This window comes from Catenuloplanes sp. NPDC051500 (assembly GCF_044454585.1).
Taxonomy (GTDB): domain Bacteria; phylum Actinomycetota; class Actinomycetes; order Mycobacteriales; family Micromonosporaceae; genus Catenuloplanes.
In genome coordinates this window covers 44,413-68,501 of sequence record NZ_JBITDX010000032.1, presented here as the reverse complement: position 1 = coordinate 68,501, position 24,089 = coordinate 44,413, and the positions used below count along the sequence as shown (strand labels likewise).

The 24,089-nt window shown below is 71.6% G+C and carries 25 protein-coding genes and 1 pseudogene; 11 read left to right on the top strand and 15 right to left on the bottom strand.

The features are described from left to right. Positions 1-18: 18 nt before the first annotated feature. Positions 19-318 (top strand): hypothetical protein, encoded by a 300-nt coding sequence (locus ACIA8K_RS37780; RefSeq protein WP_396068291.1) that lies wholly within the window; start codon positions 19-21, stop codon positions 316-318. Between the two features lie 7 nt (positions 319-325). On the opposite strand, the gene ACIA8K_RS37775 is transcribed toward ACIA8K_RS37780, so the two are convergent. Genes ACIA8K_RS37775 through ACIA8K_RS37760 form a run of 4 tightly spaced genes read right to left on the bottom strand, consistent with a single transcriptional unit; the run spans position 326 to position 3,400 of the window. Next, on the bottom strand, positions 326-568 hold the full coding sequence (locus ACIA8K_RS37775) for a hypothetical protein (protein WP_396068290.1): 243 nt from the start codon (positions 566-568) through the stop codon (positions 326-328). Positions 569-616: 48 nt separating this feature from the next. After that, positions 617-1,945 carry a hypothetical protein gene (locus tag ACIA8K_RS37770; protein WP_396068289.1) on the bottom strand — a complete coding sequence of 443 codons (1,329 nt, stop codon included), beginning with the start codon at positions 1,943-1,945 and terminating at the stop codon, positions 617-619. Continuing rightward, positions 1,942-2,352: a hypothetical protein gene (locus tag ACIA8K_RS37765; RefSeq protein ID WP_396068288.1), complete on the bottom strand. Its 411-nt coding sequence runs from the start codon at positions 2,350-2,352 to the stop codon at positions 1,942-1,944. The genes ACIA8K_RS37770 and ACIA8K_RS37765 overlap by 4 nt, the downstream gene beginning before the upstream one ends. Before the next feature lie 22 nt (positions 2,353-2,374). Further along, complete coding sequence (locus ACIA8K_RS37760; protein ID WP_396068299.1) at positions 2,375-3,400, bottom strand: LLM class flavin-dependent oxidoreductase; 1,026 nt, start codon at positions 3,398-3,400, stop codon at positions 2,375-2,377. Positions 3,401-3,573: 173 nt separating this feature from the next. Here ACIA8K_RS37760 and ACIA8K_RS37755 point away from each other — a divergent pair, with 173 nt between their 5' ends. Continuing rightward, complete coding sequence (locus ACIA8K_RS37755) at positions 3,574-4,959, top strand: serine hydrolase domain-containing protein (protein ID WP_396068287.1); 1,386 nt, start codon at positions 3,574-3,576, stop codon at positions 4,957-4,959. Here ACIA8K_RS37755 and ACIA8K_RS37750 read toward each other — a convergent pair. From ACIA8K_RS37750 to ACIA8K_RS37740, 3 genes are all read right to left on the bottom strand, one after another. Next, positions 4,936-5,412, bottom strand: a complete 477-nt coding sequence (locus ACIA8K_RS37750; protein WP_396068286.1) for an META domain-containing protein — start codon at positions 5,410-5,412, stop codon at positions 4,936-4,938. The two genes, ACIA8K_RS37755 and ACIA8K_RS37750, sit on opposite strands and share 24 nt — an antisense overlap. A gap of 82 nt (positions 5,413-5,494) precedes the next feature. Next, complete coding sequence (locus ACIA8K_RS37745; RefSeq protein WP_396068285.1) at positions 5,495-6,745, bottom strand: hypothetical protein; 1,251 nt, start codon at positions 6,743-6,745, stop codon at positions 5,495-5,497. A 366-nt stretch (positions 6,746-7,111) separates the two neighbouring features. Continuing rightward, positions 7,112-7,366 carry a hypothetical protein gene (locus ACIA8K_RS37740; protein WP_396068284.1) on the bottom strand — a complete coding sequence of 85 codons (255 nt, stop codon included), beginning with the start codon at positions 7,364-7,366 and terminating at the stop codon, positions 7,112-7,114. Between the two features lie 133 nt (positions 7,367-7,499). On the opposite strand from ACIA8K_RS37740, the gene ACIA8K_RS37735 reads away from it, so the two are divergent. Continuing rightward, positions 7,500-8,351 (top strand): alpha/beta hydrolase-fold protein, encoded by an 852-nt coding sequence (locus ACIA8K_RS37735; protein ID WP_396068283.1) that lies wholly within the window; start codon positions 7,500-7,502, stop codon positions 8,349-8,351. 67 nt (positions 8,352-8,418) lie between these two features. On the opposite strand, the gene ACIA8K_RS37730 is transcribed toward ACIA8K_RS37735, so the two are convergent. Further along, complete coding sequence (locus tag ACIA8K_RS37730; RefSeq protein ID WP_396068282.1) at positions 8,419-8,724, bottom strand: hypothetical protein; 306 nt, start codon at positions 8,722-8,724, stop codon at positions 8,419-8,421. 127 nt (positions 8,725-8,851) lie between these two features. Between ACIA8K_RS37730 and ACIA8K_RS37725 the strand changes: the two genes are divergently transcribed. Further along, a complete protein-coding gene (locus ACIA8K_RS37725; RefSeq protein ID WP_396068281.1) occupies positions 8,852-10,477 on the top strand; it encodes a diguanylate cyclase in 1,626 nt (541 codons plus the stop codon). A 121-nt stretch (positions 10,478-10,598) separates the two neighbouring features. On the opposite strand, the gene ACIA8K_RS37720 is transcribed toward ACIA8K_RS37725, so the two are convergent. Further along, entirely contained in the window at positions 10,599-11,507 is a 909-nt protein-coding gene (locus tag ACIA8K_RS37720; protein WP_396068280.1) for a LysR family transcriptional regulator, read from the bottom strand. Positions 11,508-11,660: 153 nt separating this feature from the next. Between ACIA8K_RS37720 and ACIA8K_RS37715 the strand changes: the two genes are divergently transcribed. Next, on the top strand, positions 11,661-12,758 hold the full coding sequence (locus ACIA8K_RS37715) for a C4-dicarboxylate ABC transporter (RefSeq protein WP_396068279.1): 1,098 nt from the start codon (positions 11,661-11,663) through the stop codon (positions 12,756-12,758). On the opposite strand, the gene ACIA8K_RS37710 is transcribed toward ACIA8K_RS37715, so the two are convergent. Continuing rightward, positions 12,707-13,474 carry a phosphotransferase gene (locus ACIA8K_RS37710; protein WP_396068278.1) on the bottom strand — a complete coding sequence of 256 codons (768 nt, stop codon included), beginning with the start codon at positions 13,472-13,474 and terminating at the stop codon, positions 12,707-12,709. The two genes, ACIA8K_RS37715 and ACIA8K_RS37710, sit on opposite strands and share 52 nt — an antisense overlap. Positions 13,475-13,557: 83 nt before the next feature. Then, the gene (locus ACIA8K_RS37705; protein WP_396068277.1) at positions 13,558-14,409 is read right to left on the bottom strand and encodes an ion transporter; all 852 of its coding nucleotides are present in this window, start codon (positions 14,407-14,409) and stop codon (positions 13,558-13,560) included. Between the two features lie 11 nt (positions 14,410-14,420). Between ACIA8K_RS37705 and ACIA8K_RS37700 the strand changes: the two genes are divergently transcribed. The 3 genes from ACIA8K_RS37700 to ACIA8K_RS37690 all read left to right on the top strand — a co-directional run bounded on the left by ACIA8K_RS37700 (position 14,421) and on the right by ACIA8K_RS37690 (position 17,355). Continuing rightward, complete coding sequence (locus tag ACIA8K_RS37700) at positions 14,421-15,407, top strand: nitronate monooxygenase (protein WP_396068276.1); 987 nt, start codon at positions 14,421-14,423, stop codon at positions 15,405-15,407. A gap of 242 nt (positions 15,408-15,649) precedes the next feature. Next, positions 15,650-16,687 (top strand): TerC/Alx family metal homeostasis membrane protein, encoded by a 1,038-nt coding sequence (locus ACIA8K_RS37695; protein ID WP_396068275.1) that lies wholly within the window; start codon positions 15,650-15,652, stop codon positions 16,685-16,687. A gap of 83 nt (positions 16,688-16,770) precedes the next feature. Continuing rightward, complete coding sequence (locus ACIA8K_RS37690; RefSeq protein ID WP_396068274.1) at positions 16,771-17,355, top strand: hypothetical protein; 585 nt, start codon at positions 16,771-16,773, stop codon at positions 17,353-17,355. 44 nt (positions 17,356-17,399) lie between these two features. On the opposite strand, the pseudogene ACIA8K_RS37685 reads toward ACIA8K_RS37690, so the two are convergent. After that, positions 17,400-17,657 (bottom strand): annotated as a pseudogene (locus tag ACIA8K_RS37685) (snapalysin family zinc-dependent metalloprotease); the annotation flags it as partial. Between the two features lie 24 nt (positions 17,658-17,681). Beyond that, positions 17,682-17,930 (bottom strand): hypothetical protein, encoded by a 249-nt coding sequence (locus ACIA8K_RS37680; protein ID WP_396068273.1) that lies wholly within the window; start codon positions 17,928-17,930, stop codon positions 17,682-17,684. A 141-nt stretch (positions 17,931-18,071) separates the two neighbouring features. Between ACIA8K_RS37680 and ACIA8K_RS37675 the strand changes: the two genes are divergently transcribed. After that, a complete protein-coding gene (locus ACIA8K_RS37675; RefSeq protein ID WP_396068272.1) occupies positions 18,072-19,034 on the top strand; it encodes a zinc-binding alcohol dehydrogenase family protein in 963 nt (320 codons plus the stop codon). Here the strand turns inward: ACIA8K_RS37675 and ACIA8K_RS37670 are convergent. Both ACIA8K_RS37670 and ACIA8K_RS37665 read right to left on the bottom strand, forming a co-directional pair. Continuing rightward, entirely contained in the window at positions 19,031-19,960 is a 930-nt protein-coding gene (locus tag ACIA8K_RS37670) for a diacylglycerol/lipid kinase family protein (protein WP_396068271.1), read from the bottom strand. The two genes, ACIA8K_RS37675 and ACIA8K_RS37670, sit on opposite strands and share 4 nt — an antisense overlap. A gap of 38 nt (positions 19,961-19,998) precedes the next feature. Next, entirely contained in the window at positions 19,999-20,487 is a 489-nt protein-coding gene (locus tag ACIA8K_RS37665; RefSeq protein ID WP_396068270.1) for an NUDIX domain-containing protein, read from the bottom strand. 75 nt (positions 20,488-20,562) lie between these two features. Here ACIA8K_RS37665 and ACIA8K_RS37660 point away from each other — a divergent pair, with 75 nt between their 5' ends. Both ACIA8K_RS37660 and ACIA8K_RS37655 read left to right on the top strand, forming a co-directional pair. Beyond that, positions 20,563-21,774: an ATP-binding protein gene (locus ACIA8K_RS37660; RefSeq protein ID WP_396068269.1), complete on the top strand. Its 1,212-nt coding sequence runs from the start codon at positions 20,563-20,565 to the stop codon at positions 21,772-21,774. Further along, positions 21,771-24,080, top strand: coding sequence for a PAS domain S-box protein (locus ACIA8K_RS37655; protein WP_396068268.1), 2,310 nt, complete (start codon positions 21,771-21,773; stop codon positions 24,078-24,080). The genes ACIA8K_RS37660 and ACIA8K_RS37655 overlap by 4 nt, the downstream gene beginning before the upstream one ends. Positions 24,081-24,089 lie beyond the last annotated feature (9 nt).

Below are 24,089 nucleotides of genomic sequence, written 5' to 3'. Positions count from 1 at the left end.
CCAGGGAAGGACGACACGATGGTGAATGCGCCGCCGCCGATGCCGCGACTGACGCCGGGCACGATCCTCGGACTGCACGAGCGCGACTACCGCTACGGCGTCGGATACCTCGGGTTACGGGTCCGTGAGGTGGGGGTGGACCGGATCGATACTGCGGCGGAGTGGGTGCTGGTCCGCGGCCATCGGCTCACCCACGACGGCCGGGTCGACGCCCGCGAGCTGGAGATCCTGGTCAATGTCGCGGCCCTCCGTGAGGGCGCGGTCAAGCCGACCGGCTGGCTGCCGCCGGTCACGGCCGTGGCGCCCCCGCGCCGCTGAGAGGTGACTACTCGGCGTCGGGGGAGAGGTACCGCTGCGCCCACTCCGGAACACGCTTCGCCTTCGTGAACCGGCGGGTGATCCGGACGCGCGGGGCCTCGGCGCACTGGCCGCTGATGGAGAGCTGCTTGAACTCGCCGTCGTCGAAGACCGCTGTCACATTGTCCGGCGTGATGGTGCGGCCGGGGTGGTCGGTCTCCACGGCGGGGACGCCGGAGACGGGGTAGTGGTACTCGTCGGTGGTGCTCACGTGAGGGGTCTCCCGGGTTACCGATCAAGGACGCGTCAGAGGATCACTCTACGGCCGTGTGCCAGGTGTCGGCGACGGCATCGCGGCAGTCTCCGGCACATCTGTGACGGAGGTGGTCTCCCGCGTGTTTCTGGTACGTGCCCGGCGCAGGACGAGCGGCAGCCACGGCGCTGTGCGTCTGGGCAGCCACGGCGCTGTGAGTCTGCGCAGCCACGGTGCCAAGCCCACAAGCAGCAGAATCGCCAGCAGCGGCGCCCGCCACCAGCCGGAGAGCACCTGTGGCGGCGCGCCCGGCGTCTCGGTGGTCCACGGGCGTGCGGTCTTCGACCAGGCCAGGAACGCGTCGCCGGCCGGGACCAGCCCGCCCGCGTACCGCTTGCTGCCGGGCGTGTCGAACGGCAGCCCGGCGACCTCGCCGAACGAGGCGTACCCCGCGGCAAGTGACCTGTCGCCGTGTACCTGGGCGGCACCGAGCGCGACGACAGTGGTGGAGAGGCTGATGCCGAGCGGCAGCGGCCCGGAGTCGACGTCGGCCGGCCCGTCCGTGCCGTGCGGGTATTCGCGGACGGCCGGCCCGAGCCCGAGCGGCCGGTCCAGGAATTGCGTGCGGAACAGCAGGTACTGCTCGCGGGCGAAGACCGGGTCCACGTCCACCAGGAAGCGCTGGATGATCGCCTGTGAGGTGCCGCGCGCGCCGGTGACTGACGGTGACGCGGTGTGCGGCATCAGGCCGGTGGCCGGGTCGAGCCGGGCGCGTACGTCACCGACCCAGCGGGTGACGGTCGGGGTGAAGCGGCCCGGCCCGGACAGCGTGGCGGCCAGCCGCAGCGACGCGATCGCCACAGTGGAGTCGCAGGGCCAGGCCTGACCGGGATAGGCCTCCAGGAACGGCGTGCCGGAGGCGTCGAACGCGGCCGCGAGCGCCTCCGAGTCCGCGAGGAACCGGGCCCGCTGCGCCGGATCGTCGCGCACCGTCAGCAGCCCGCCGCGCAGCCAGTTCGTCCAGCCGGCGTAGAAGACGCCGTAGGCGGGCGTCGCGCCCGGGTCGAACGGCGCGCGCCCGGCGTCCGACTCCACCTGGGCGAGCGCCCACGCGGCCTCGTCCGCCGCCTCGTCGACTGACACGCCGCGCTGTCCCAGCTCCACCCAGGACAGTCCGTAGAGGACGTTGAGGAAGTAGAACCCCTCCGGGAACAGCGACTGCGCGTCGGTGGCGGCGCCGTCATCGAGCGCGGACCGCAGGAAGGCGAGCTGACGGCGTACCCCCGGCGGCTCGTGATCTGGATCTGCGGCTGCGGACGGCGCGACGAGCCGGATCGCGCCGCCCAGCGCAAGCAGGGACAGCAGCACGGCGAGGACGCGGCGGACCAGGATCACGAGGACAGCGACGCCGCGGCGGCGCGCAGGTGGGCGTCGACCGCGCCCCGGTCCCAGCCGCGCATCACGACTGTGAACGCGGCGGCGCGCGCCTCCGCGGCCACGGAGGCGCGCAACGCCGGGTCGGTGGACGTGCGTGCCGCCTCGATCCGGGCCAGCAGCGCGCGCACCTGGCCGATGTCGTAGCCGCGCAGCACGACGAGGAATTCGCCCGGCCCGTAGGAGACGGTCGGGCCCACCGGTGGCTCGGCCGGCTGTGCCCGCACCACGACGCCGAGCACGAGCAGCCACACGCCCGCGAAGCCGGCGGTGACGCCGAACGACCCGGTGAGCCCCAGGACGATGCCGGCCAGCACGGTCCCGATCAGCAGGCCGGCGAGGAACAGGACGATCGGTCTGGCACGCATCCGGTCACGATAGCCGTGACCGTCAATGCGCAAGCAGCTCGCGCACCCGGGGGATGACCTCGGTGCCGTAGAGCTCGATCGAGCGCATCATCGCGTCGTGCGGCAGCGTGCCGTGCGAGTACTTGAGGTCGAACCGCGTGATGCCGAGCGCCCGCACGGTCCGGGCGATCTTCTGCGCGACAGTCTCCGGCGAGCCGGCGTGCAGCGCGCCCTCGGTCAGGTCCGCGTCGAACGCCCGGCGGGTCATCGGCGGCCAGCCGCGCTCCCGGCCGATCCGGTCCCGGTTCACGCGCATGTGCGGCCAGAGCGTGTCCGCCGCCTCCTGGTCGGTGTCCGCCACGAAGCCCGGCGCGTGCACCGCGACCGGCAGTGGCTCCGCGCCCAGTTCGCTCAGCGCCCGGTGGTACAGCTCGACGTAGGGCGCGAACCTAACCGGATCGCCGCCGATGATCGCCAGCACCAGGGGCAGCCGGTGGCTCGCCGCGCGCACCACCGACTCCGGACTGCCGCCCACACCGATCCAGGTGCTGATCCTGCCGGACTCGGTCTTCGGGTAGACGTGCTGCGCGTCGAGCGCGGCCCGGACCGTGCCCTCCCAGGTCACCGGCCCCTCGTCGAGCAGCGTCGCCATCAGGTCCAGCTTCTCGGAGAACAGCTTCTCGTAGTCGCGCAGCTCGAAGCCGAACAGCGGGAACGACTCGGTGAACGAGCCGCGGCCAAGCGTGATCTCGGCGCGGCCGTTCGAGACCGCGTCGAGCGTGGCGAACCGCTCGAACACCCGCACCGGGTCGTCGGAGCTGAGCACTGTCACCGCGGTGCCCAGCTTGATCGTCGAGGTGCGCCCGGCGATCGCGGCAAGCACGATCTCCGGCGCGGACACCGCATAGTCGTCCCGGTGGTGCTCGCCCACGCCGAACGCGTCCACGCCGACCCGCTCGGCCAGCACGGCCTGCGCCACGACATCGCGGATGACCTGCGCATACGACACCCGTTTGCCGTCCGGCCCGGCCGTGACGTCGCCGAATGTGTCAAGCCCGAATTCCACGATCTGCTCCCTGCTCCGGCCCCGCAGCGGGGCATCCGGGGCCAGTCAACCGCACGAGCACCTGCGCGATTCCCGCGACCTGCACATCCAGATCAAACGCATGTGAGGGTACGAATCGAGCGCGCTGGATACCGTACCCCCTCGATCGGGTGGTTGTCCGTTCTAGGGTTGTGTTCATGTCTCTCGATGTGATCGCCTCCGCGCTGCACGCCGACCTCCCCCCGCTGCTCGCCCGGCACCAGGTCCCGGGCGCGGTGCTGGCGGTCTACGCGGACGGCGAGCAGATCGACCTCGCGCACGGCGTGCTGAACATCCGCACCGGCGTCGAGGCCACCACCGACTCGCTCTTCCAGGTCGGCTCGATCACCAAGGTCTGGACCACCACGCTGATCATGCAACTGGCCGACGAGGGCCGTCTCGAACTGGACGCGCCGGTCCGCCGCTACCTGCCGGCGTTCCGGCTGGGGTCGGAGGCGGCCGCGGCCGCGGTCACGATCCGCCAGCTGCTGTGCCACACCGGTGGCTTCGAAGGCGACCTGTTCACCGACACCGGCCGCGGCGACGACTGCGTGGCCCGGTTCGTCGCCTCGCTCGGCGACACGCCGCAGCTGTTCCCGCCCGGCACGATGCTCTCCTACAACAACGCCGGGTTCGCCGTGCTCGGCCGCGTGATCGAGGTGCTGCACGGCCGCCCGTTCGACGAGGTGCTGCGTACCTGCCTGGCCGAACCGCTCGGCGTGCGCGCGTTCGCGACCGACGCGTACGAGGCGATCCTGCACCGCGCGGCGGTCGGCCACATCCGCCCGTCCGCGGGCGCGCCGCTCGCTCCCGCCCGCATCTGGTCGCTGCCCCGCTCCAACGCCCCGGCCGGCAGCATGCTGGCGATGAGCGCGGCCGACCTGCTGCTCTTCGCCCGCATGCACCTGGCCGGCGGCGACCACCTGGTCTCCCCGGACGCGGTCAAGGCGATGCAGCAACGCGCCGCCGACCGCCCCGCCCCCGGCATGCCCGGCGGCGGCTGGGGCCTCGGCTGGGAGATCCTCGACGACGGCGGCAGCGTCATCGGGCACGACGGCGGCACCATCGGCCAGGCCGCGTTCCTGCGCGTCGTCCCGGACCGTGACGTGGCGATCGCGCTGCTCACCAACGGCGGCGACGCGGCCTCGCTCTACTGGTCGCTGGTCCCGCCGCTCATCCACGCGCTGACCGGCGTGCGGTTGCCGCCGCCGGCCACGCTGCCGCCGGTCCCCGCGCCGTTCGACGCGTCCCGTTACCTCGGCGTCTACAGCTCCCGCGTCGCCGACCTGACGATCTCCCAGGACGCGGCCGGCCGGGTCTGGCTCGACGACGCGCCCAAGGGCATCTTCACCCAGCTCGGCCCGCCGTCACCGCCGCAGGAGCTGGTCCACCTCACCGGCGACACACTCATCGCCCGTACCCCCGAGGGTGTGGTTCATCCGGTCTACGCCTTCCTCGGCGCCGACCCGGAGGGCCGGTCGCTGTATCTGCACGGCGGCCGTGCCACCCGTCGCGCGCCCTCAGCCGGTGCGCGGCGCGTCTGACGGCTGTTGCGTGTCCGGCGAGGGTGTGCCGGTGGAGCGCAGTCGCATCGTCGCCCGCGCGGTGGTAAGCGTCAGCCCGCCGCCGTCGAGCGCCACTGTGGGCCGGTCCGCGAAGAACGCGGCCACCCACTCCTGCACCGCGACGAACTCCTCGGGGCAGGGCAGGTCGGTCGTGCGCGGATCCGTGACGGTGAGCCGGTCGCCGTCCAAGCCGGCCCGCCCGGTCATCGTGTTGCAGCCGCTGTCGGCCGCGAGGGTGCCCGGACCGAAGGTAAGCGTGATCTGTGCCGCGCCCGACGGCCTACCGGTTCCTGATATATCGACGAGTTCGTATGCGCCGCTCGGTTCCGAACCGTTCGTGGCCTGCCCGGTAATGGTTCCCGGCGCATCTGTGGAGGCGCAACCGGTGACGATTGCCGCCGCTGTCGCAATGATCAATAATTGGGTACGCATTCCGGTTGGACGCCTTTCACCGCGACCTGGACGCGTGCCCCTACCGATGTCACTCGATAGGGGCACGCCGGGAAAACTCGGATCACGAGGTCTCGTAGACCAGCGCGCTCCAGAATGCGTTGAGCGGGCTGGCCCACGCCTCGCCGTTCGCGACATTGCAGCCGGTCAGGCTCGAACTGTGCAGGGCGACGGCATAGCGGTTGCCGGAGCCCGGCAGCCAGTACCAGCCGCCGCCGCTGTCCCCGCCGCACGGGTCGTAGCCGACCATCTTCGTCTTGATCGCGGCGCCGACCTCGGTGACCGTGGCGCACGGGTTACCGGCCCGGGCCGGGTTGGTGTAGCTGGCCGACAGGCAGTTGACGTCGTTGACCAGGTTGAAGCTCTCGCCGGTCACCGGGGAGAAGCTGGACGGCCCGATCATGATGCGGCCCGCGGTCTGCGCGGTGTAGAACGCGTTCGTCACCTGGATCGCACCGGCGTCCTGGTTGCCCGAGTTGAGGAAGTCGGTGGCCGGGCCGACGGTGCGGATCGTCGCGGTGCCGTTGGACCACGACTCGCCGATGGTGCCGACGCAGTGGCCGGCGGTCAGCGCCCACTTGATGCCGTTGCTGCGCGCGGTGAAGCCGAGCGAGCACCACAGCGAGCCGGAGCGGCGCAGCACCAGGCCGGCGCGCAGGTCGTTGTCGCAGTCCGTCCGCGAGGTGCAGGCGTCCAGGTGCTGGGTGACCTTCGTGCCCTGCTCGACCCGGACGCCGACCGGCACGTCGGCCGCCGAGAGCGCGGCGAACCGCGTCTTCGGCACCCGCACCACGACCTCGTTGGTCAGGACGTCGATCGTCACGTCGCCGTCCGCCGCCTTCGCCAGCTTGTCCGTGCCGGAGCGGATCCGCTCCACCTGCTCGCCCAGCTCCCGCATGGACCGGGCGACCTGGTGCGTGTTGACGATCAGGCCCGGCGTCCGGGCGGCTGCCGTCGCGACGTCCTTCGCCGCGGCCGGCGTGGTCACCGCGATGTGGAACTCCGCGGTGTGCGGGTCGAACCAGCCGCCCGCCCAGGTGTCCTTCTCGACGTCAAGACTCTGCCGGAACGTCGCGCTGCCCGCCTGGGCACGCGCCGCCGTCAGTGCCGCCTCGGGCGAGAGGTCCTTGAACGACGCCCGGTACGCGTCCGCGACGGTCTGCAGGTCGTTCCTGCCCGTGTCGTAGGCCGCCGCCGGGGCCTTGGCCGGTGCGGCTTTCGCCTGAGCGGCGCTCGCCGGGACGGTGAGCGCGGTCACGACCAGCGCGGCCGCGCCGACGGTGGCCAGACACCGCCGCAGGTTGGCGTGTTTCACAGGTACCACCCCTTTCCGAATCATATTGATCCGCCTTAATGGCGAGGATGAATATAGCCACGGAAAAGAGATCTAATTACATCGAAGTCAAGCTTGCGACATTTGAGCCCGTTCAATGTGCGATCGCATTCTCAATTGGCGCGGGAGAATGAATGTGATGCCCGAAAAATGACGCGATGCCGCCAAGGCCGGAGGTGCGGGTCGTGTATCAGAACTGCCGGGCCGTCCTCGGCGCGTCATTCGGAGGCGGGCGTGCAGTCGATTTCCGACCCCATTTAGCGGCATGAAAGCCGACTTGGCGGCCCCCGAGGAACTCGGCCTTCCTTCGGGTGGCCGACCCTTCGTCGACTGGGCGGCGGGCGAGGGCTACGGCGTCGGCAGGGCCGTCAGGGCCACGTCCACGACCTTCATCAGGCTCTGCCGGGACGCACCACCGGAGGCCTCCACCGCGATTCCCTGCGCGACGGCCGCGACATAGGCGCCGAGTGACGCGGCGTCGGTGCCGGCTGGCATCCGGCCGGTCTCCACGGCGCGTGCGAACAGCTGCTGGAGATCGTTCCGGACGTCCGTCCGCAGGGCGGCGAGCTGGTCGACCACGTCGTGGTTGGCGTCGCTGCACACCAGTGCGCCGCTAAGGCGATCTGACGCCGCGCTGAGCCACTGCCGCGGTGCCGGTATGGGCAGCCACCGTCGCCTCCCGGCGGTGGCTGTCGCCTGCGCGGCTGGCTGGGTACCCGTTTGGAAGGCTCGGGCCATGGACACTGTACTCGTCGATGGAACGGTCAATGACATTCCGTACAAAGCGCTCGCACCGGGCAGCGACACCGCGAACCTCCCACTGATCCTGCTGCTGCACGGCGCGTTCTCGTCGGCGGACCGGCTCGGGCAGATCCAGTCGCTTGTCGCGGGCCTGTGGGCGGACGGCAGCCTGCCGCCGTGCGTGCTGGCGTGCGCCTCGACGCCGACAGTGGGCGGCTTCTACATCGGCGGCTGGGAGACGGTGGTGGCGGAGGCGCTGCCGGCGGAGATCCACAGGCGGTTCGCGACAGATCCGGCCCGGGTGTCGTTGCTCGGCGCGTCGATGGGCGGCTACGGCGCGCTGAAGATCGCGTTCGGGGACCCGGCGCGCTGGACAGCCGTCGCGGCGACCTCTCCGGCGCTGCTCAACGACGCGCCGGGGCCACGGAACACGATAAGCGTGCTTGCCGCACTGCGGGACGCGATGACCGTCTCCGGCTGGGAGCGGGAGAGCGTCCTGCACCGGTTGCGGCGCCGGGCGGACGAGATCCGGGCGGCGCGGCTGCCGATCATGCTGCGGTGCGGGGACCGGGACGCGTTCGCGATGCACGACGGCACCGAGCGGCTGCACCGGGAGCTGTGGGATCTGGACGTGGCGCACGAGTACCACCTGGTGCGCGACGCGGATCACGGCGGCCCGGAGCCGGCCGACTCGACGCGCGCCGCACTCATCTTCCTGGCGGCCGCGCTGCGTACCCCGGTGGCCGTCCCTGATGATGTTGTCGCGCTGCGCGCCATGATCGCGCCGGAGCGGGCCGAGGCCGCACGGCGCGATCCGGACACGGACCGGCGCTACGGCCGGGTGTGACAGGCAAAAAAACCAGGATCCAGGCGCGCCGAGGGTACGCGGTGCGCCTGAATCCGCCGCGGCGGTGTCAGATCAGCGTTGCCGCTTGAGTGAGCAGCTCACCGGTGCGCTGGTCGCGGCACAGATAGCGCTGTCCCTCGTGCATCCAGCCCCAGATGTCATCCTGGACGAGAGGCTCCTTGCAGTGCAGGCACCTCGGGTCGGTCGGCTGCGCAGTGGCGGAACCGGTGCGGGTGGAGGTGGGCGTCAAGGTCGGCGTCCCTTCGGGTCGTGTGGTCGGGGCCGTTCCAAGTTCCCCTGAGATCACGTGCAATATCGCACCGTAGCGGATCGCCGCCGATTCGATGCCAAGGGCATTGACCTCGGGCAACACGGCTCACCCTTCGTGTGACCGGCGTCTCAGTTGGTGGTAAATCATTCGGATGGCCTAGATTCGGCCGAAGGGAGCCGCACGGTCGGCGGGTACGCCGTGCGACCGGGCACGATGGGGAGGGCGCAGCGTGATCACCAGCAGCGCCGCGCTCACCGCCGCTGAGCTGTTCGTTCAGGCCGAGGCGGCCCGCACCCGCGGCGACTACCGGGGCGGTCTCGACCTCGCCCGCCGCGCCGCCGATCTCTATGCGAAGCACAGCGACGTCTCAGGTCAGGCCTCATCGCTGCGGCTGGCGGCGAACCAGCTGCTGCGCGTCGGCGAGCAGGAGGCCGCGATCACCGCGTGCACCCAGGCGGTCGCGCTGTTCGAGTCGATCGGCGACGAGCGCGGCATCTGCGAGACGCTCACCGTGCAGGCCATCCCGTTCAACGATCTGGGCCTGCACGAGGAGGCGCTCGACGCGCTGGACCGGGCGCGCAGGATCGCTCAGCGCCTCGACGACCGGGCGCTGCTCTACTGGGTGCACAACCGCACCGGCGTGGTGCACAGTGCCATGGGCGACCTGGCCAGCAGCAACGAGTGCCTGGTGAGCGCGCTCGCGATGGTCGATCCGGGTGATGACGAGGCCCGCTTCTGCGTGCTCAACAACCTCGGCGACAACGCGGTGTACCGCATCCCGCAGTTGCGTGAGTCAGGCCTCGACGAGGAGGCGGAGGCGCAGCTGGAGGCCGCGCTCGACCACGTGCGGACCGCGCTTCGGCTGGCCGAGGCCGCGAACCACCCGTACCGGCAGTCGATCGTGCTCGACAACTTCGGCATGCTGATGGCGCTGCGCGGCGAGTACGGCGAGGCGTTCACCCTTGTCGAGAACTCGCGGATGATCGCGCTCGCGCATGGCTACCGGTCGCTGGAGTCCGCGGCGCTGCAGCACCAGGCACAGATCCGGCTGCTGCGCGGCGACTGCGCGATAGCGGTGCTCGGCCTGCTTGAGGCGCTTGAGCGCGCGAAGGAGGCGAAGGAGAAGCCGATGACCATGGCGATCCACCTTCAGCTCTCCTCCGCGTACGAGCGGATCGGCGACTTCAAGGCCGCGCTTGCGAACTACCGCGCCTATCACACGCTTGAGCGCGAGTCGCACAACGACGTGGCCGCGGTCCGCGCCCGGATGATGGTCCACCACTTCGAGCTGGACAACGCGCGCCTGGAGGCCGACAACGCCCGCCTCGAGTCCGAGCTGCACCGCATCCGCAGCGCCGAGCTGGAGGAGCAGGCGCTCACCGACGCGCTCACCGGCCTGGCCAACCGGCGCGCCGCCGACCAGCGCCTCCCGGAGATGGCCACGCTGTCCGACGCGACCGGCCGCCCGTTCTGCCTGGCGATCGCGGACGTGGACCATTTCAAGAACGTCAACGACAGGTACGGTCACGCGGCCGGCGACGACGTGTTGCGCCGGATCGGCGCGCTGCTGCGCGAGCACGTCCGCGGCGTGGACCTGGTGGCCCGGCTCGGCGGCGAGGAGTTCCTGATCGCGTTCGAGGGCGTGGACCTGCCCGAGGCCGCGCACCTGGCCGAGAAGCTCCGCCTGGTCATCCAGGACCACGACTGGTCGGCGCTGCAGCCCGGCCTCGAGGTGACGATCAGCATCGGCGTCGCGGAGCATGAGCAGGACCACACCACCCTGCTGCCCCGCGCCGACGCCCGCCTCTACGCCGCCAAGCGCGCGGGCCGCAACCAGGTCACCGCCGGCGGCTGAGCGTCCAGCGCGGCCGTCCACGATCATTCGGCATTCGCCGCGCGGGCGGGTTTACTGAGCTTTCGGGCCGCATCCGGCCCGCCCAACCGCCGCGGACCCGAGCCGTCACGACCAAGCACCCCTACGCGCGACGCGCGATCAGGTACAGGTCCTGTGTCGGCCCGGTCAGCTGGTGCCCGGCCGGCCAGATCGCGCGCAGGGACCGCTCCAGCCGCACCCCTGGCACCGACACCTCGACCAGCGTCCTCGCCGCCAGCTCAGTGGTCACGGCGAGGGAGCTCAGGACCGCCGGCCCGCTCCCCGCCGCCACCGCATGCTTGATCGCGGTGGTGGACGACAGTTCCAGCAGCGGCGGCGCCAGCGTGTCCAGGCCATGGGCGCGAAGCGCGGCCTCCAGGGCGCGGCGGGTGCCGGAGAGGGCCTCGCGCGCGACAAGGGGCGTCGACGCCAGCTCGGCGGCGGTCACGCCACGGCGGCGGCGGGCCCATGCGTGGCCGGGGGCGACCACGGCGACCAGGCGGTCCGTGGCGACCTGCGCGGCGTGCAGCCCGGCGGGGAGGTCGGGGCCCTCGACGAAGCCGAGATCCGCCTGGCCGGCGAGGACCCGGGTCGCCACGTCTGCCGAGTTCGCGGCCTGCAGAGCCACGGTGAGGGCGGGGTGGCCGCCGCGGAGCGCGACCAGCCAGCCGGGGAGCAGGTATTCGGCGACGGTCTGGCTTGCGGCGATCAGCAGCCGGCCTTCGGCGGCCGAGCGGAGCGTGCCGACGCCCTCGGCGAGTGCTGCGGCGGCGTCCAGGGCGGCGCGCGCCCAGTCGGCGACAAGCGCGCCGTGGGCGGTGAGCGTGGAGCCGCGCGGGCCGCGGTGGAGCAGGGTCAGGCCGAGGGCGCGTTCGAGGCGGCGGAGGCGGGCGCTGGCGGCGGGCTGGGAGACGCGGTGGGCCTGGGCGGCGCGGCCGACACTGCCGAGGCGGGCGACGGAGAGCAGCAGGTCAAAGCCGGTCAGGTCGGAGACCAGCGGCGGCAAAGGCATAACGTCAGGTTATGGGGCCATCCGGGATCGGCGTCTACCGGCCCGGGCGGTTCACCACCAGGCTGAGGATCATGAACGTCGAGCTGCACCGGTACGCGACCGGCCGGGAATCATGAACGCCGGGCCGCACCGGTACGCGACCGGCCGGGAATCATGAACGCCGGGCCGAACCGGTTCGCGACCGGGGCCGGGACCCTCAGCTTCGGGCCGAACTGGTTCGCGACAGTGATGGGCACCGGCGTGCTTGCCACCGCGGCGCTCTCACTGCCGCTCGGCGGCGCGCCCGGCGTGCACGCGGCCGCGACCGTGGCCTGGGCGATCGCGGCCACGCTGCTCGTCGCGCTCGCCGCCGCATTCCTGAGGCATCTCGTCACGTCCCGCCGTGGTTACCTGGACGACCCGGTCCTGGCGCACTTCTGGGGCGCGCCGCCGATGGCGGTCCTGACCGTCGGTGGGGGCGCGCTGCTGCTCGGCGTGCCGGGCGCGGTGCCGCTCGCGACGGTCTGCTGGCTGCTCGGGACGGCCGGTGGGCTGATCACGGCGGTCGTCGTGCCGTACCGGACGATCACCCGGGGCTGGGGCGGGCCGGCCGACGCGGCGGGCGGGCGGCTGATGCCTGTCGTCCCGCCGATGGTCGCGGCCGCGAACGGCGCGCTGCTCGCGGCCCACCTGCCCGCCGGTGACCTGCGCACACAGGTGCTCACGGCGTGCGCGGCGATGTTCGGCGCGAGCCTGGCCGCGGCGCTCGTGGTGATCGGCCAGATCTGGACGCGGCTGGTCGCGCACGGGCCGGGGGCCGCGGCCGGCGTGCCGACGTTGTGGATCGTGCTCGGGCCGCTCGGGCAGTCGATGACCGCCGCGCACCTGCTCGCCGCGGCAGCGCCCCCGGAGCTGTCCCGCATGGCGAACGCGGTCGCGGTGCTCTACGCCGTACCCACGCTGGGGTTCGCTCTGCTCTGGCTGTCGCTCGTGGGCGCGTTGACGGTGCGCGCGGTGCGGGACGGGCTGCCGTTCACGCCGGGATGGTGGGCGTTCACGTTTCCGGTCGGCACGCTTGTCACAGGCGTCGCGGGACTTGCCGGCCGGGTCGGATCGGCGCCGCTGGGTGCGCTCGCCGTGGCACTCCTCGCGCTGCTCCTCTGCGGCTGGGTGGTCGCGGCCGTGGGCACGGTGCGCTGGGTCTCCCGGCTGAGGCCGGCTCAGCCGAGGCCCAGCGCCCGCCGCCAGACCGTCTCGTTGCGGGCGATGTAGTCGGTGTCGTCGCGCCAGGCGTCGCCGTGGCCGGTGCGCCAGTGCGTCACCCACGGCTCCACATCGAGCGCGGCCTGGTCGCGCAGGAAGTCGTGCATCGTGCCGGTCCGGGCGGACAGCAGCGGGACCAGCTCGGTGCGCTGCGTCTCGTCCAGGCCGTAGGCGTCCGCGAAGACGCCGAGCCGCCGGCCGTGATCCCACTCCGACCAGGGCGCCAGCGGCACGAAGCCGTGCGCGGCGTAGGCCAGGTCCCACAATCGCGAGCCGGGGCCGGACGCGTCCCAGTCGATGAACGTGAGCGTGCCGCCGTCCATGACCAGGTTCCACGGCGCCAGGTCGTTGTGCGTGATCATCTCGACCGGGTCCGGCGGCGTCAGCGCGAACCACCGCGCGCCCACCGGCGGCACGAAACCGGCGGCGGCCTCGTGCAGCTCCCGGATCACCCGTGCGACCGCCCGGATCGCCTCATCGCTCGCCACAAGCGGGAGGTCGTCGCCCCACGGCACCGTGCCCACGGCGAACGTCAGCACCTCCCGGCCCTTCTCGTCGAAGCCGAGCGGGCGCGGCGCGTGCCGAAAACCGTTGCGGTGCAGGTGTTCCAGGAACGCGTGCACGAACGGTGTGTGCGGGCCGGCCGGCCGCCGCACCGTGTCGCCCACCCGCACGATGTCGCCGCTCACGTTGCCTCGCGGCAACAGGATCTCCTCATCAACCACAGAGCAGATATTTTCCCACTGCCGCCGTGGTCGCCACCCGTTTGCTCCCGCGGCCTCGGATCCGTGGGTGGTCACCGTGCCCCTCAGGGCCGGTCCCGATCGATCCGCAGGTCCTTCTCCAGCTCGGCCATGAGCGTGCGCAGGTCGTCGAGGCGCTGGCTGACGGCGATGCGGTCGATCTCGTCGGGGATGCCGTCGCCGTCCGCGTCCGCGAGCCCTTCGGTGATCTCTAGCCGGCGCGCCTCCTCCATGGAGTTGACGATGACCGCGATCAGGACGTTGAGCAGCAGGTTCACCATGACGAGCACGTAGCTGACGTAGTAGAGCAGCGTCCAGGGCGAGTAGTCGATGCCCTGCGCCAGCAGGTCCGGCAGGTTCTCCTGGGAGAGGAGTACGAAGAGCGTGACCATCGCGTGGCCTACCGTGCCGTACTGCGCGGGGAACTCGTCCGCGAAGATCAGCCAGCCGGCCATCGCGTAGAGGTACATGGTGACGACCGCGAGCGCCAGGAAGCCGCCGATGCCGGGAAGGCTGCGCAGCAGCGCGGTGACGATTGTGCGCAGGCCGGGGGAGAACCGGACCAGACGCAGCACCCTGGCTATCCGCACGATCCGCAGCAGCGCGGAGTCGCCGTGCAGGCCGGGCAGGAAGACGGCCGCGATCACCACGAAGTCGAACACGTTCCACCCGTGCCGGAAGAAGTCCTGCGGGCGGCGGCCGTGCGCCAGGATCCGGATGGCGATCTCCGCCACGAAGACCGCGCGGAAGAACCACTCCAGGCCGTGCAGCACCGGCGCCCACGCACCGAGGTGCCGATAGGTCTCGATCCCGAGCACCACGGCGTTCACGCCGATCACCACGATGATGATCACCTCGAAGGCGCGGGAGTCGCGGACGGCGGCACAGGCGCGGGCGAGCGGCAAATGCGTGATCATGAATGCAGGGTATGTTGCCGGTTGTGATGGAACTGTCCCGTCCCGTGGTGGTCGCGCCGATGGCCGGTGGACCGTCCACAGTCGCGCTCGTGGTGGCGGCGGCGCGGGCCGGTGGGCTCGGATTCCTTGCCGCCGGCTACAAGTCGCCGCAAGCGGTCGAGGCGGAGGTGGCCGAGGCGCGCGCGGCCGGGCTGCCGTTCGGGCTGAACGTCTTCGTGCCGGACGAGACCCCTGTCGACCGTGCGGCGGTCGCGGCCTACCGGGCGCGGCTGGAGGGTGAGTTCGGCACCCGTGCCACGCCGCCGGAGCACGACGACGACCACTTCCGGGAGAAGCTGCGGATCGCGGCCGGCGTGCCGTTCGTCAGCTTCACGTTCGGCCTCCCGCCCGCGGACGCGGTGGCGGCGCTCAAGGCGGCCGGCAGCACCATCGTCCTCACCGTGACAAGCGCGGACGAGGCCCGCCTGGCGATCGCGGCGGGTGCGGATCTGCTCGTCGCGCAGGCCGGGTCCGCCGGCGGTCACGCGGCCGTGTTCGACCCGGCCGGGTACGAGGGCACCAGCACCGCGCCCGCGCTGCTCGACACCATGCCCCGGGAGGTGCCGATCATCGTGGCCGGCGGCACCGGCACGGCCCGGGACGTCCGTGCACTGCTTGACCGGGGTGCGGTAGCGGTCCAGGCCGGCACCGCGTTCCTGCTCGCGGACGAGGCGGGCACCCGGCCGCCGCATCGCGAGGCGCTCACCCAGGGGCGGGAGACCGTGGTCACGCGCGCGTTCACCGGCCGTCCGGCCCGCGCGCTCCGCAACCGCTTCATCGACGTGTACGGGCCGTACGCGCCGATCGCGTACCCCCTGATCCACCACCTCACCGCCCCGATCCGCGCGGAGGCGGCCCGGCGCGGCGACGCCGAGGAGCTCAACCTGTGGGCCGGTGCCGCCCACGCCGAGGCACGCCCCGGCCCGGCCGGTGACCTGCTGCGCATGCTCGCGGCCTGAATCACGCGTCGGTTGCAATACTCGCAACACGCCCCTGAACTGGGGGTTATCAGGAACTATCCAGGGAAGGCCCATAGTGTTGCCGGTTGAGGGGAGTACCCCACGAAGATCGCTCCGGTCAGTACGGGTACACCCATGTGACCCCCGGACGGTCGCCCACCTGTGACAACACACCCTGATGGCAGGGTGAGGTGCGGCGGGGGAGACCTCAGGCGATTTCGCGTGCGCCTGAGGAGGCACCCGTGACAGTCCTGTCCGCCCCACTACAAACCATCGGGTCGCCTGTGCTGTGGGCGATCACACTCGCCATCCTGCTCGTCCTGCTGGCCGTGGACTTCATGCTCACCCGCCGGCCGCATGACGTGCACATGAAGGAGGCGGTCGGGTGGACCGTCTTCTACCTGGCGCTCCCGCTCGCGTTCGGCCTGATCATCTGGCCGATATACGGCGCCACCCCGTCGATCGAGTTCTTCACCGGGTACGTGGTGGAGAAGTCCCTCTCCGTCGACAACCTCTTCGTCTTCATGCTCCTGCTCGCCGCGTTCGCCGTGCCGAAGGAGCTGGCCCAGCGCGTCCTGCTCTACGGTATCGTCGGCGCGCTCGTCCTCCGGGCGATCTTCATCGCCATGGGCGCGGCCGTGCTCAGCACCGGCACCTGGGCGTTCCTGCTCTTCGGCGGCATCCTGCTGCTCACCGCGATCAAGGTGATGCGGGACGCGGTCAAGGGCCAGGACCACGAGGTCGACATCGACAGCATGCGCAGCGTGAAGTTCCTGCGCCGCCTGATGCCGGTCACCACCACGTTCCACGGGTCGAAGCTGACGATCGTCGAGCACGGCAAGCGGACGCTGACGCCGATGGCACTGGTCGTGGTCGCGGTCTTCATGACGGACATCGTGTTCGCGGTCGACTCGGTGCCTGCCGTCTACGGCGTGACCGAGGACCCGTACATCGTGTTCGCGACGAACGCGTTCGCGCTGCTCGGCCTGCGCGCGCTCTACTTCGTGCTGCAGAACGCGCTGAGCAAGCTGCGTCACCTGAACCACGGACTGGCGATCATCCTGGCGTTCATCGGCGTGAAGCTGGTGCTGCACTGGGCGCACACGGTGTGGACCTGGGTGCCGGACGTGCCGACGCCGCTGTCCCTCGCCGTGATCATCCTGACGCTTGTGACTGTCACGCTGACGTCGCTCGCGGCCAACCGGCGGGACGAGGCGGCGAAGTCGGACGACGGCGGGCCGTCCCGCACGTCGGCCCACGTCGGAGGCGCTCCGCGATAGATCGTGACCGATAATGCGGCAGGGGTGGCGCCTGAGGTGTCACCCCTGTGTACTTGTCGGCGGAAGCTCAGGAAGGAGGCGCCGTGGAGAACGATCCGGCGAGGACGCTGGGGATGATCACGGGCCGGGTGCTCTGCCTGCTGTTGTGTCTCGGCGTGGTGGCGTTGATCGCGTTCGGCATCTACAAGCTCGCGACGCGGAACAGTGGAAGGCCGCCGAAAGCGGGGCCCTACCCGCCGCAGTCGCCGTACGGGGCGGGATATCCGCCGCAGCCCTACCCGGGGCAGCCGTACGACCAGCAGCAGTATCCGGGTCAGCCGGGCTATCCGGGCTATCCAGCACCACCTGGTTATCCGGGGCAGGAGGGCTACCCAGGGCAGCCGGGCTATCCGGGCCAGCCGGGTCAAGAGGGCTACCCGGGTCAGCAGCATCCGGGTCAGCACGGGCATCCGGGCCAGCCGCAGCAGTACCCGGGCCAGCCGTCCTACGACCCGCCGGGCCACCCGCCGCAGTCGCACATGGGCCACCAGTCGCACCCGGGCCACCAGTCGTCGCCGGATCCGGGGCCGTCCCCGTCCTACGATCCGCCGTCCTCGTCCTCCGGGCCGGATTCCTCGTCGTCCTCGGGGTCGGATTCCGGCTCCTCCGGCTCCTCGTCGTCAGACTGACGCCGGGCCGGCGCGCCACCACCGTGGCGCGCCGGTCACCGCGGTCAGCGCCAGATGTAGTAGGCGCCCGGCGCCGTCGCAAGCGACCCGGCGAACGCGGAGTTCACCGTGGAGGCCTCGGTGGCGTTCGGGTTCGGGTTGGTGCAGGAGACCGGCGCGCTCGAGCCGGACATCAGATCGGCGCACAGCCCGGTCCGCCGGTCCGGCAGGCCCAGGATGTGGCCGAACTCGTGCGCCGCGATCCGCGGCACGTAGTACCCGTCGTTGACCGCCTCCCGGCCCATGTACCAGTAGCCGTTGCCGAGCGACGAGGTGTAGGTGCGCGGTCATCCGTTGTCCGCGTAGACCCGGATGTTCGGCGTGCGCCCGGCCGGCACCGGCTGGAGCTTCACGTTTGTGACGCGCGCGTTCCAGATCGCCGCGCCCTGGTTGACCGCGGAGACGAACTCCTGGGCCGTGCTGGCGTCGTAGTACAGGATCCGCGCGGCGGCGGACGCGGGCTGCGCGGCGACAAGCATGCCGCCGAAGAGCAGCGTCAACGCCGCTACCAGGGTGGACAGTCTTCGTAGGACCATCGCAAAACCTCGCAATCGAGTAAGAAGCGGGTGACTCGACGCTAGCGAAGGCAGCGATGATTGTGGATATATTGGTTTCCGCCTACCGTCCGTGTGATAGCGGATAATCCGGCTGACAGCCGATAACCCCGGGAGGTATGCGTGCGCGCCATCCAGCTCACCGAGTTCGGCGGCCCCGAGCTGCTCACCGTCTCCGAACTGCCCGATCCGGTCCCCGGCGACGGCGAGGTGGTCCTGGACGTGCTCGCGGCCGGCATCAACTACGCGGACACCCACCAGACCGAGAACTCCTACCTGTCGAAGCAGCAGCTCCCGCTCATTCCGGGTGCCGAGGTGATCGTCCGTGGCACGGACGGCCGCCGCTATGCCGCGCTTGTCGGCGGCGGTGGCTACGCGGAGCGGATCGCGGTCCGGCCGAGCCGGCTGATCGCGGTGCCGGACCGGGTCGACGACGGCGCCGCACTCGGCGCGCTGGTCCAGGGCGCCACCGCCTACCTCCTGCTGCACCAGGCCGCCCGCCTGGAACCGGGCGAGTCGGTGGTGGTGCACGCGGGCGCGGGCGGCACCGGCACCCAAGCCATCCAGCTGGCGAAACGGGCCGGCGCGGGCCGGATCATCGCCACCGCGTCCACACCGGAGAAGCGCGCGCTCACCCGGGAGCTGGGGGCGGACGTGGCAGTCGACTCCACCGCCGAGGACCTGAAGACCGCGCTGCTTGAGGCGAACGGCGGCCACCGCGTCGACGTGGTGCTGGAGATGACCGGGGGTGCGGTCTTCGACAAGAGCCTCTCGGCGCTCGCCCCGCTCGGCCGGCTTGTGCACTTCGGCATGGCGTCCCGGACACCGCCCACGCCTGTGGTCCCGGCCGCGCTGATGGGCCGCGGCCGCTCGGTGATCGGCTTCTGGCTGACGCATGTCGTCGCCCGCCGCCCCGACCTCTACACGAAGGCGGTCGGCGAGCTGTTCGGCGCGATCTCCGACGGCTCACTCACGTCGGTGGCCGGCGGCGCCTACCCCTTGGAGCAGGCCGCCGACGCCCATCGCGCGCTGCTGGCCCGTACCAGCGTCGGTAAGTTGATCCTGAAGCCGCAGGAAAGGCCCTAGCGGTCGATCGTGCCGGCGGGCGCCATCACCCGGAGCGCGTTGGCCTCCAGGCCGATCCGCATCGGGGTCCGCCCGCACGGCTCGCCGTCCACCTCGACCGGCGCGGAACGGTCCGCCTCCAGCCACAGCTCGCCCACGGCCAGGAACGGCTCGTCGACGAGCGTGCGCCGGTGGCCGGTCGCGGCGTTCCGCGCGGTCTCCCGCAGCAGCCCGAACCGTCCCTTGCCACCCACCGGGTACGCCACAAGCAGCCGGTCGTCCGCGTCCGCGTCCGCGGTGATCGGCCGTCCGGCGTGGAAGCCGCCGTTCGCCACGTAGAGCTGGTGCGTGCGGAACTCGTGCTCGTCGCCCTCCGCGCGCACCACCACGCGCATCGGCCGGTGCCGGAGCAACAACAGCAGACCCGTCAGCGGGTACGCCCAGCGCCCGGCGAGACGCTTCAGCGGCGGCGGCGCCGCGTCCATCACCGCGGCCGACAGCCCGACGCCCACGTGGTTGGTGAACAGCATGTCGCCGGCCCGGCCCAGGTCCACGTCGATGACCTTGCCGGAGACCAGCGTGTCGATCGCCTCGTCCAGGTCGAGCGGCACCCGTACCGTGCGGGCGAAGTTGTTTGTGGTCCCCAGCGGGAGCAGGCCGAGCGCGTTCTCCCGGTGGGCCATCAGCCGCGCGGCCGTGCTTATCGTGCCGTCGCCGCCGCCGGCCACCACCAGGTCCGCGCCCGACTCCCGTGCCTTGATCAGGGTCTCCTCCAGGCGGCGGGGCTTCTCCACCGGGTAGGAGGCGAGTAGGTGGAAACCGGCCCGTTCCAGCCGCGTCTTGGCGCCCTCGTAGAGCAGCCGGCCGCGCCGGGAGTGTGTGTTGACGACCAGCACCGCTCGCCGGTCCCGGTGGATGTCCTCGGTCAAGCGTTGCTTCGTCCGCATCGGTGGGCAGCCTACCGAATGATCAACTGGACGGCGCGTCAGACACCGCCGAAGTACCGCCCGACCAGTGCGGTGTGGAGCGGGAACCCCATCTCGGCCGGCCCGTCCAGCACGTAGTGGCCGAGCGTTTCCGGGTTCGGGAACGCGGCGGGCAGGTCCGCGGGCGCGATCGGCGGCAGCAGCCCGGCGATCAGCACGGTGCCGTCCGGCGTGCTCTGCACGTCGAAGAGCGTCACGCCGCGCTCGTCCGCGCGCACGCCGGTCTCCTCGGACAGCTCCCGGACCACCGCGTGCTGCCAGCTCTCGCCCACGTCGACGTAGCCGCCGGGAAGCGCGGGCCTGCCGTACGCCGGTGGGATGCCGCGCCGGATCACCAGCAGCCCGTCGCCGACCGGCTGCAACGCGAGCCCGACCGGCGCCGGATTGCGGTAGCTGATCTCCCCGCAGGCGGCGCAGGCACGCGGCCAGGGCTGGTCCGGAGCGAACGCGGCGCCGCAGTAGGAGCAGTGGGCGTGGGGGTCGGCCATGCGGACGAGGATGTCATGCCGAGCCATCTCACAGAAGCGCGCACACGTGCCGTACCCGGCTGGGATCATGGAGCGGTGAAGGCTCCGGTGCCGGTCGACGAACCACAGCGGCTGGCCGCGCTGCGCGAGACCGCGATCCTCGACACGCCGCCGGAGCCCGAGTTCGACGACATCGCGGTGCTCGCCTCGGAGATCTGCGGCACGCCGATGGCGCTTGTCAGCCTGGTCGACGCGGAGCGCCAGTGGTTCAAGGCCAGGGTCGGCATCGACAGGACCGAGACCGTCCGGGACGCGTCGATGTGTGCGCACGCGGTGGCCGGCCGGACGCTGCTTGAGATCGACGACGTCGCCGGGGACGCCCGGTTCGCGGACAGCCCGATAGTGACCGAGCAGGGGGTCCGGTTCTACGCGGGCGCGCCGCTGCTGATGCAGGACGGGCACGCGATCGGCACTGTGTGCGTGATGGACCACCGGCCGCGCGAGCTGACCGGCGATCAGCGCCGGGCGCTGCGGTCGCTGGCCCGGCACGCGTCCGCCCATCTGGAGCTGCGCCGGTACGCGGCCCGGGTGGTCGACGCCGCGGACCGGTTGCGCGAGCTGGACCGGCTGAAGGACTCGTTCCTGGCCAGTGTGAGCCACGAGCTGCGTACCCCACTGTCGTTGATCCGGGGTTATCTCGAGGTGCTGCTCGACGACGACGCGGATCCGGACACGGCCCGCCGTTTCCTGGCGGTGATGAGCCGCAACGCGGACCGGCTGCTGCGGCTGATCGACGACCTGCTGCTCGTCGCGCGACTGCACGAGGACGGGCTCAAACTGGAGAGCACGACCGCTGACCTGTCCGAACTCGCCTACCAGGCCGCGGTCACGTCGCGGCCGCTGGCCGAGCACAAGGGCATCACAGTGGTCGAGCACACCGGCGCGCCGATCCCGATCGCGGGCGATCCGCAGCGGCTGTCCCAGGCGTTCAGCCACCTGATGTTCAACGCGGTCAAGTTCACCCCGGAGGGCGGGCGGATCGCGGTCGCGACAAGCGGGGAGGACGAGCCCACGCTGACCATCATGGACACCGGCGTCGGCATCCCGCGGGCGGACCTGCCGTTCCTGTTCGACAGGTTCCACCGCAGCAGCACCTCGGACGTGCTCGCCGCCCAGGGCTCCGGCGTCGGGCTGACGATCGTCAAGGCGATCGTCGACGCCCACCACGGCACGATCTCGATCGAGAGCGAGCTGGACGAGGGCACCACGGTACGGGTGACACTGCCCCGGGGGACGTCGTGCGGGTGACGGATCGGATCGACCGCCCGGAGCGGCTGGCCGCGGTGACCGCGACCGGCCTGCTGGACCGCCGCGACGTGGCCGGCCTGAACCGGCTGACCGGGCTCGCGGCCCGTCTGCTGGACGTGCCGACAGTGGTGGTCGCGCTTGTCACCGCGGACCACCAGGTGTTCCCGGGCCGGGCCGGGACGGCCGCGAGCGAGTCGCCGCTGTCCCATTCGTTCTGCCGGTTCGTGGTGGCGGACGACGGGCCGCTTGTGGTGACTGACGCGCGCCTGGACCCCCGGCTGAGCGACAACCCGGCCGTGCCGCACGTGGTCGCGTACGCGGGCATGCCGATCCGGGTCGCCGGCGAGACGCTCGGCGCGTTCTGCGCGATCGATACGGAGCCGCGCGCGTGGACCGGCGACGAACTGGCCGTGCTTGAGGATCTGACCGCCGCGGTCGAGTCGGAGATCGCGCTGGAGCAGGCCGCGCACGATGCGGAGCGGTCCGCCGCCGCGTTCAAATCAGTGCTTGACGTGGCGCACGACGCGTTCGTCTCCATCGACCCGGACGGCTGTGTGGTCGAGTGGAACCAGGCCGCGGAGGCGATGTTCGGCTGGACGCGCACCGAGGCGGCCGGCCGGGTGCTCACCGACCTGATCGTCCCGCCGGAGCATCGTGCCGCGCACGACAGCGGCCTGGCCCGGGTGCGTGAGACCGGGCTCTCCATCCAGGCCGGCAACCGGCTGGAGCTGCCCGCGCTGCACCGCTCCGGGCGGCGCTTCCCGATCGAGCTGACGTTGCAGGTGACCGACGGCGGCGGCGCCGGGCTGCGGTTCCACGGCTTCCTGCGCGACATCAGCGAGCGGCGCGCGGCCGAGGATCTGCTGCGCCGGCAGGCCGAGCTGATCGACGCCGCGCCCGCCGCGATCATCGTGCGCGATCCGGACGGCACGATCCGCTCGTGGAACCGTGGCGCGGAGGAGATGTACGGCTGGCCCGCCACCGCGGTGCTCGGCCGCAACATCCACCGGCTGCTGTCCACCGAGTTCCCGGCCGGCGAGGACGTGGTCGACCGCGCGCTGGCCGGGCAGGGCGTCTGGCAGGGCGAGCTGATCCACCGGCGCGCGGACGGCACCGAGCTGGTCGAGCTGAGCCGGCAGACCATGCGCGCCGGGCGGGACGGCGGCCTCGAGGTGATCGAGACGAACGCGGACATCACCGACCGCCGCCAGGCCGAGCGCGCCTTGGAGTCCGCCGAGCGGCAGTTCCGCACCCAGTTCCACCAGTCCACAATCGGCCAACTGATCATGGACTCCGGCGGCACGATCATGCACGCGAACAGCGCGTTCGCCACGATGCTCGGGTTGACACCGCCGGAGGTGGTCGGGCGGCACATCATGTACGTCACCCACCCGGAGGACCACGAGGAGGACGCGCGCAAGCGGGCCGGCCTGTTCGCGGGCGACTTCGACTCGTACGAGCGGCTCAAACGCCTGCTCGACGTCTACGGCCACCCGGTCGACGTGCGCGTCGCGGTGCGCCTGGTCCGCGACCACGACGGCACGCCGCTGCACCTCCAGGCGATCGTCCAGGACATCACCGCGCAGCTGCACGCGCAACGCGAACGCGACGCCGCACTGACCGCGCTCACCCACCGCAACCACCAGCTTGAGCAGGCGAACCTGCTCAAGCTGGACCTGATGGGAATGCTCTCGCACGACATCGGCACCCCCCTGGCCACCATCATCGGGTACGGGGAGGTGCTCACCGAGTCGCCGTTGTCCCCCCGCCAGCAGGCCGCGATGGGCCGGATCCTGAACGGCGCACGCCGGATCGACGTGCTGCGCCACAACGTGCTCGCCATGTGCGCGCTCGACGCGGACCGCCTGCAGACCACACGCGAGCCGGTGCTGCTTCGCGCCGCGCTCACCGACGCGGTCCGGGCCGCCGACATGACCGTGCCGATCTCCTGCCCGCCCGGCCTGGAGGTGCTGGCCAACCCGGCCCACCTGCAGCAGATCGTGGTCAACTTCCTGAGCAACGCGGCCAAGTACGGCGGCGGCGCCACAATCGTCACCGTCGCGGCGGGGGCCGGCACCGTGGAGATTGGCGTGCACGACGGCGGCCCGGGCGTACCTGAGGCGTTGCGCGCCCACCTGTTCGAGCGCTTCACCCGGGCCGCCGACGTCACCGCCACCGGCCACGGGCTCGGCCTGCACATCGTGGCCAGCCTGGCCGAGGCGAACGGCGGCTCGGTCGGCCACCGCGACAACGTGCCGTCCGGAAGCGTCTTCTCGCTGTGCCTGCAGCTCTGCCCGCGCGGCTGACACCGTCGG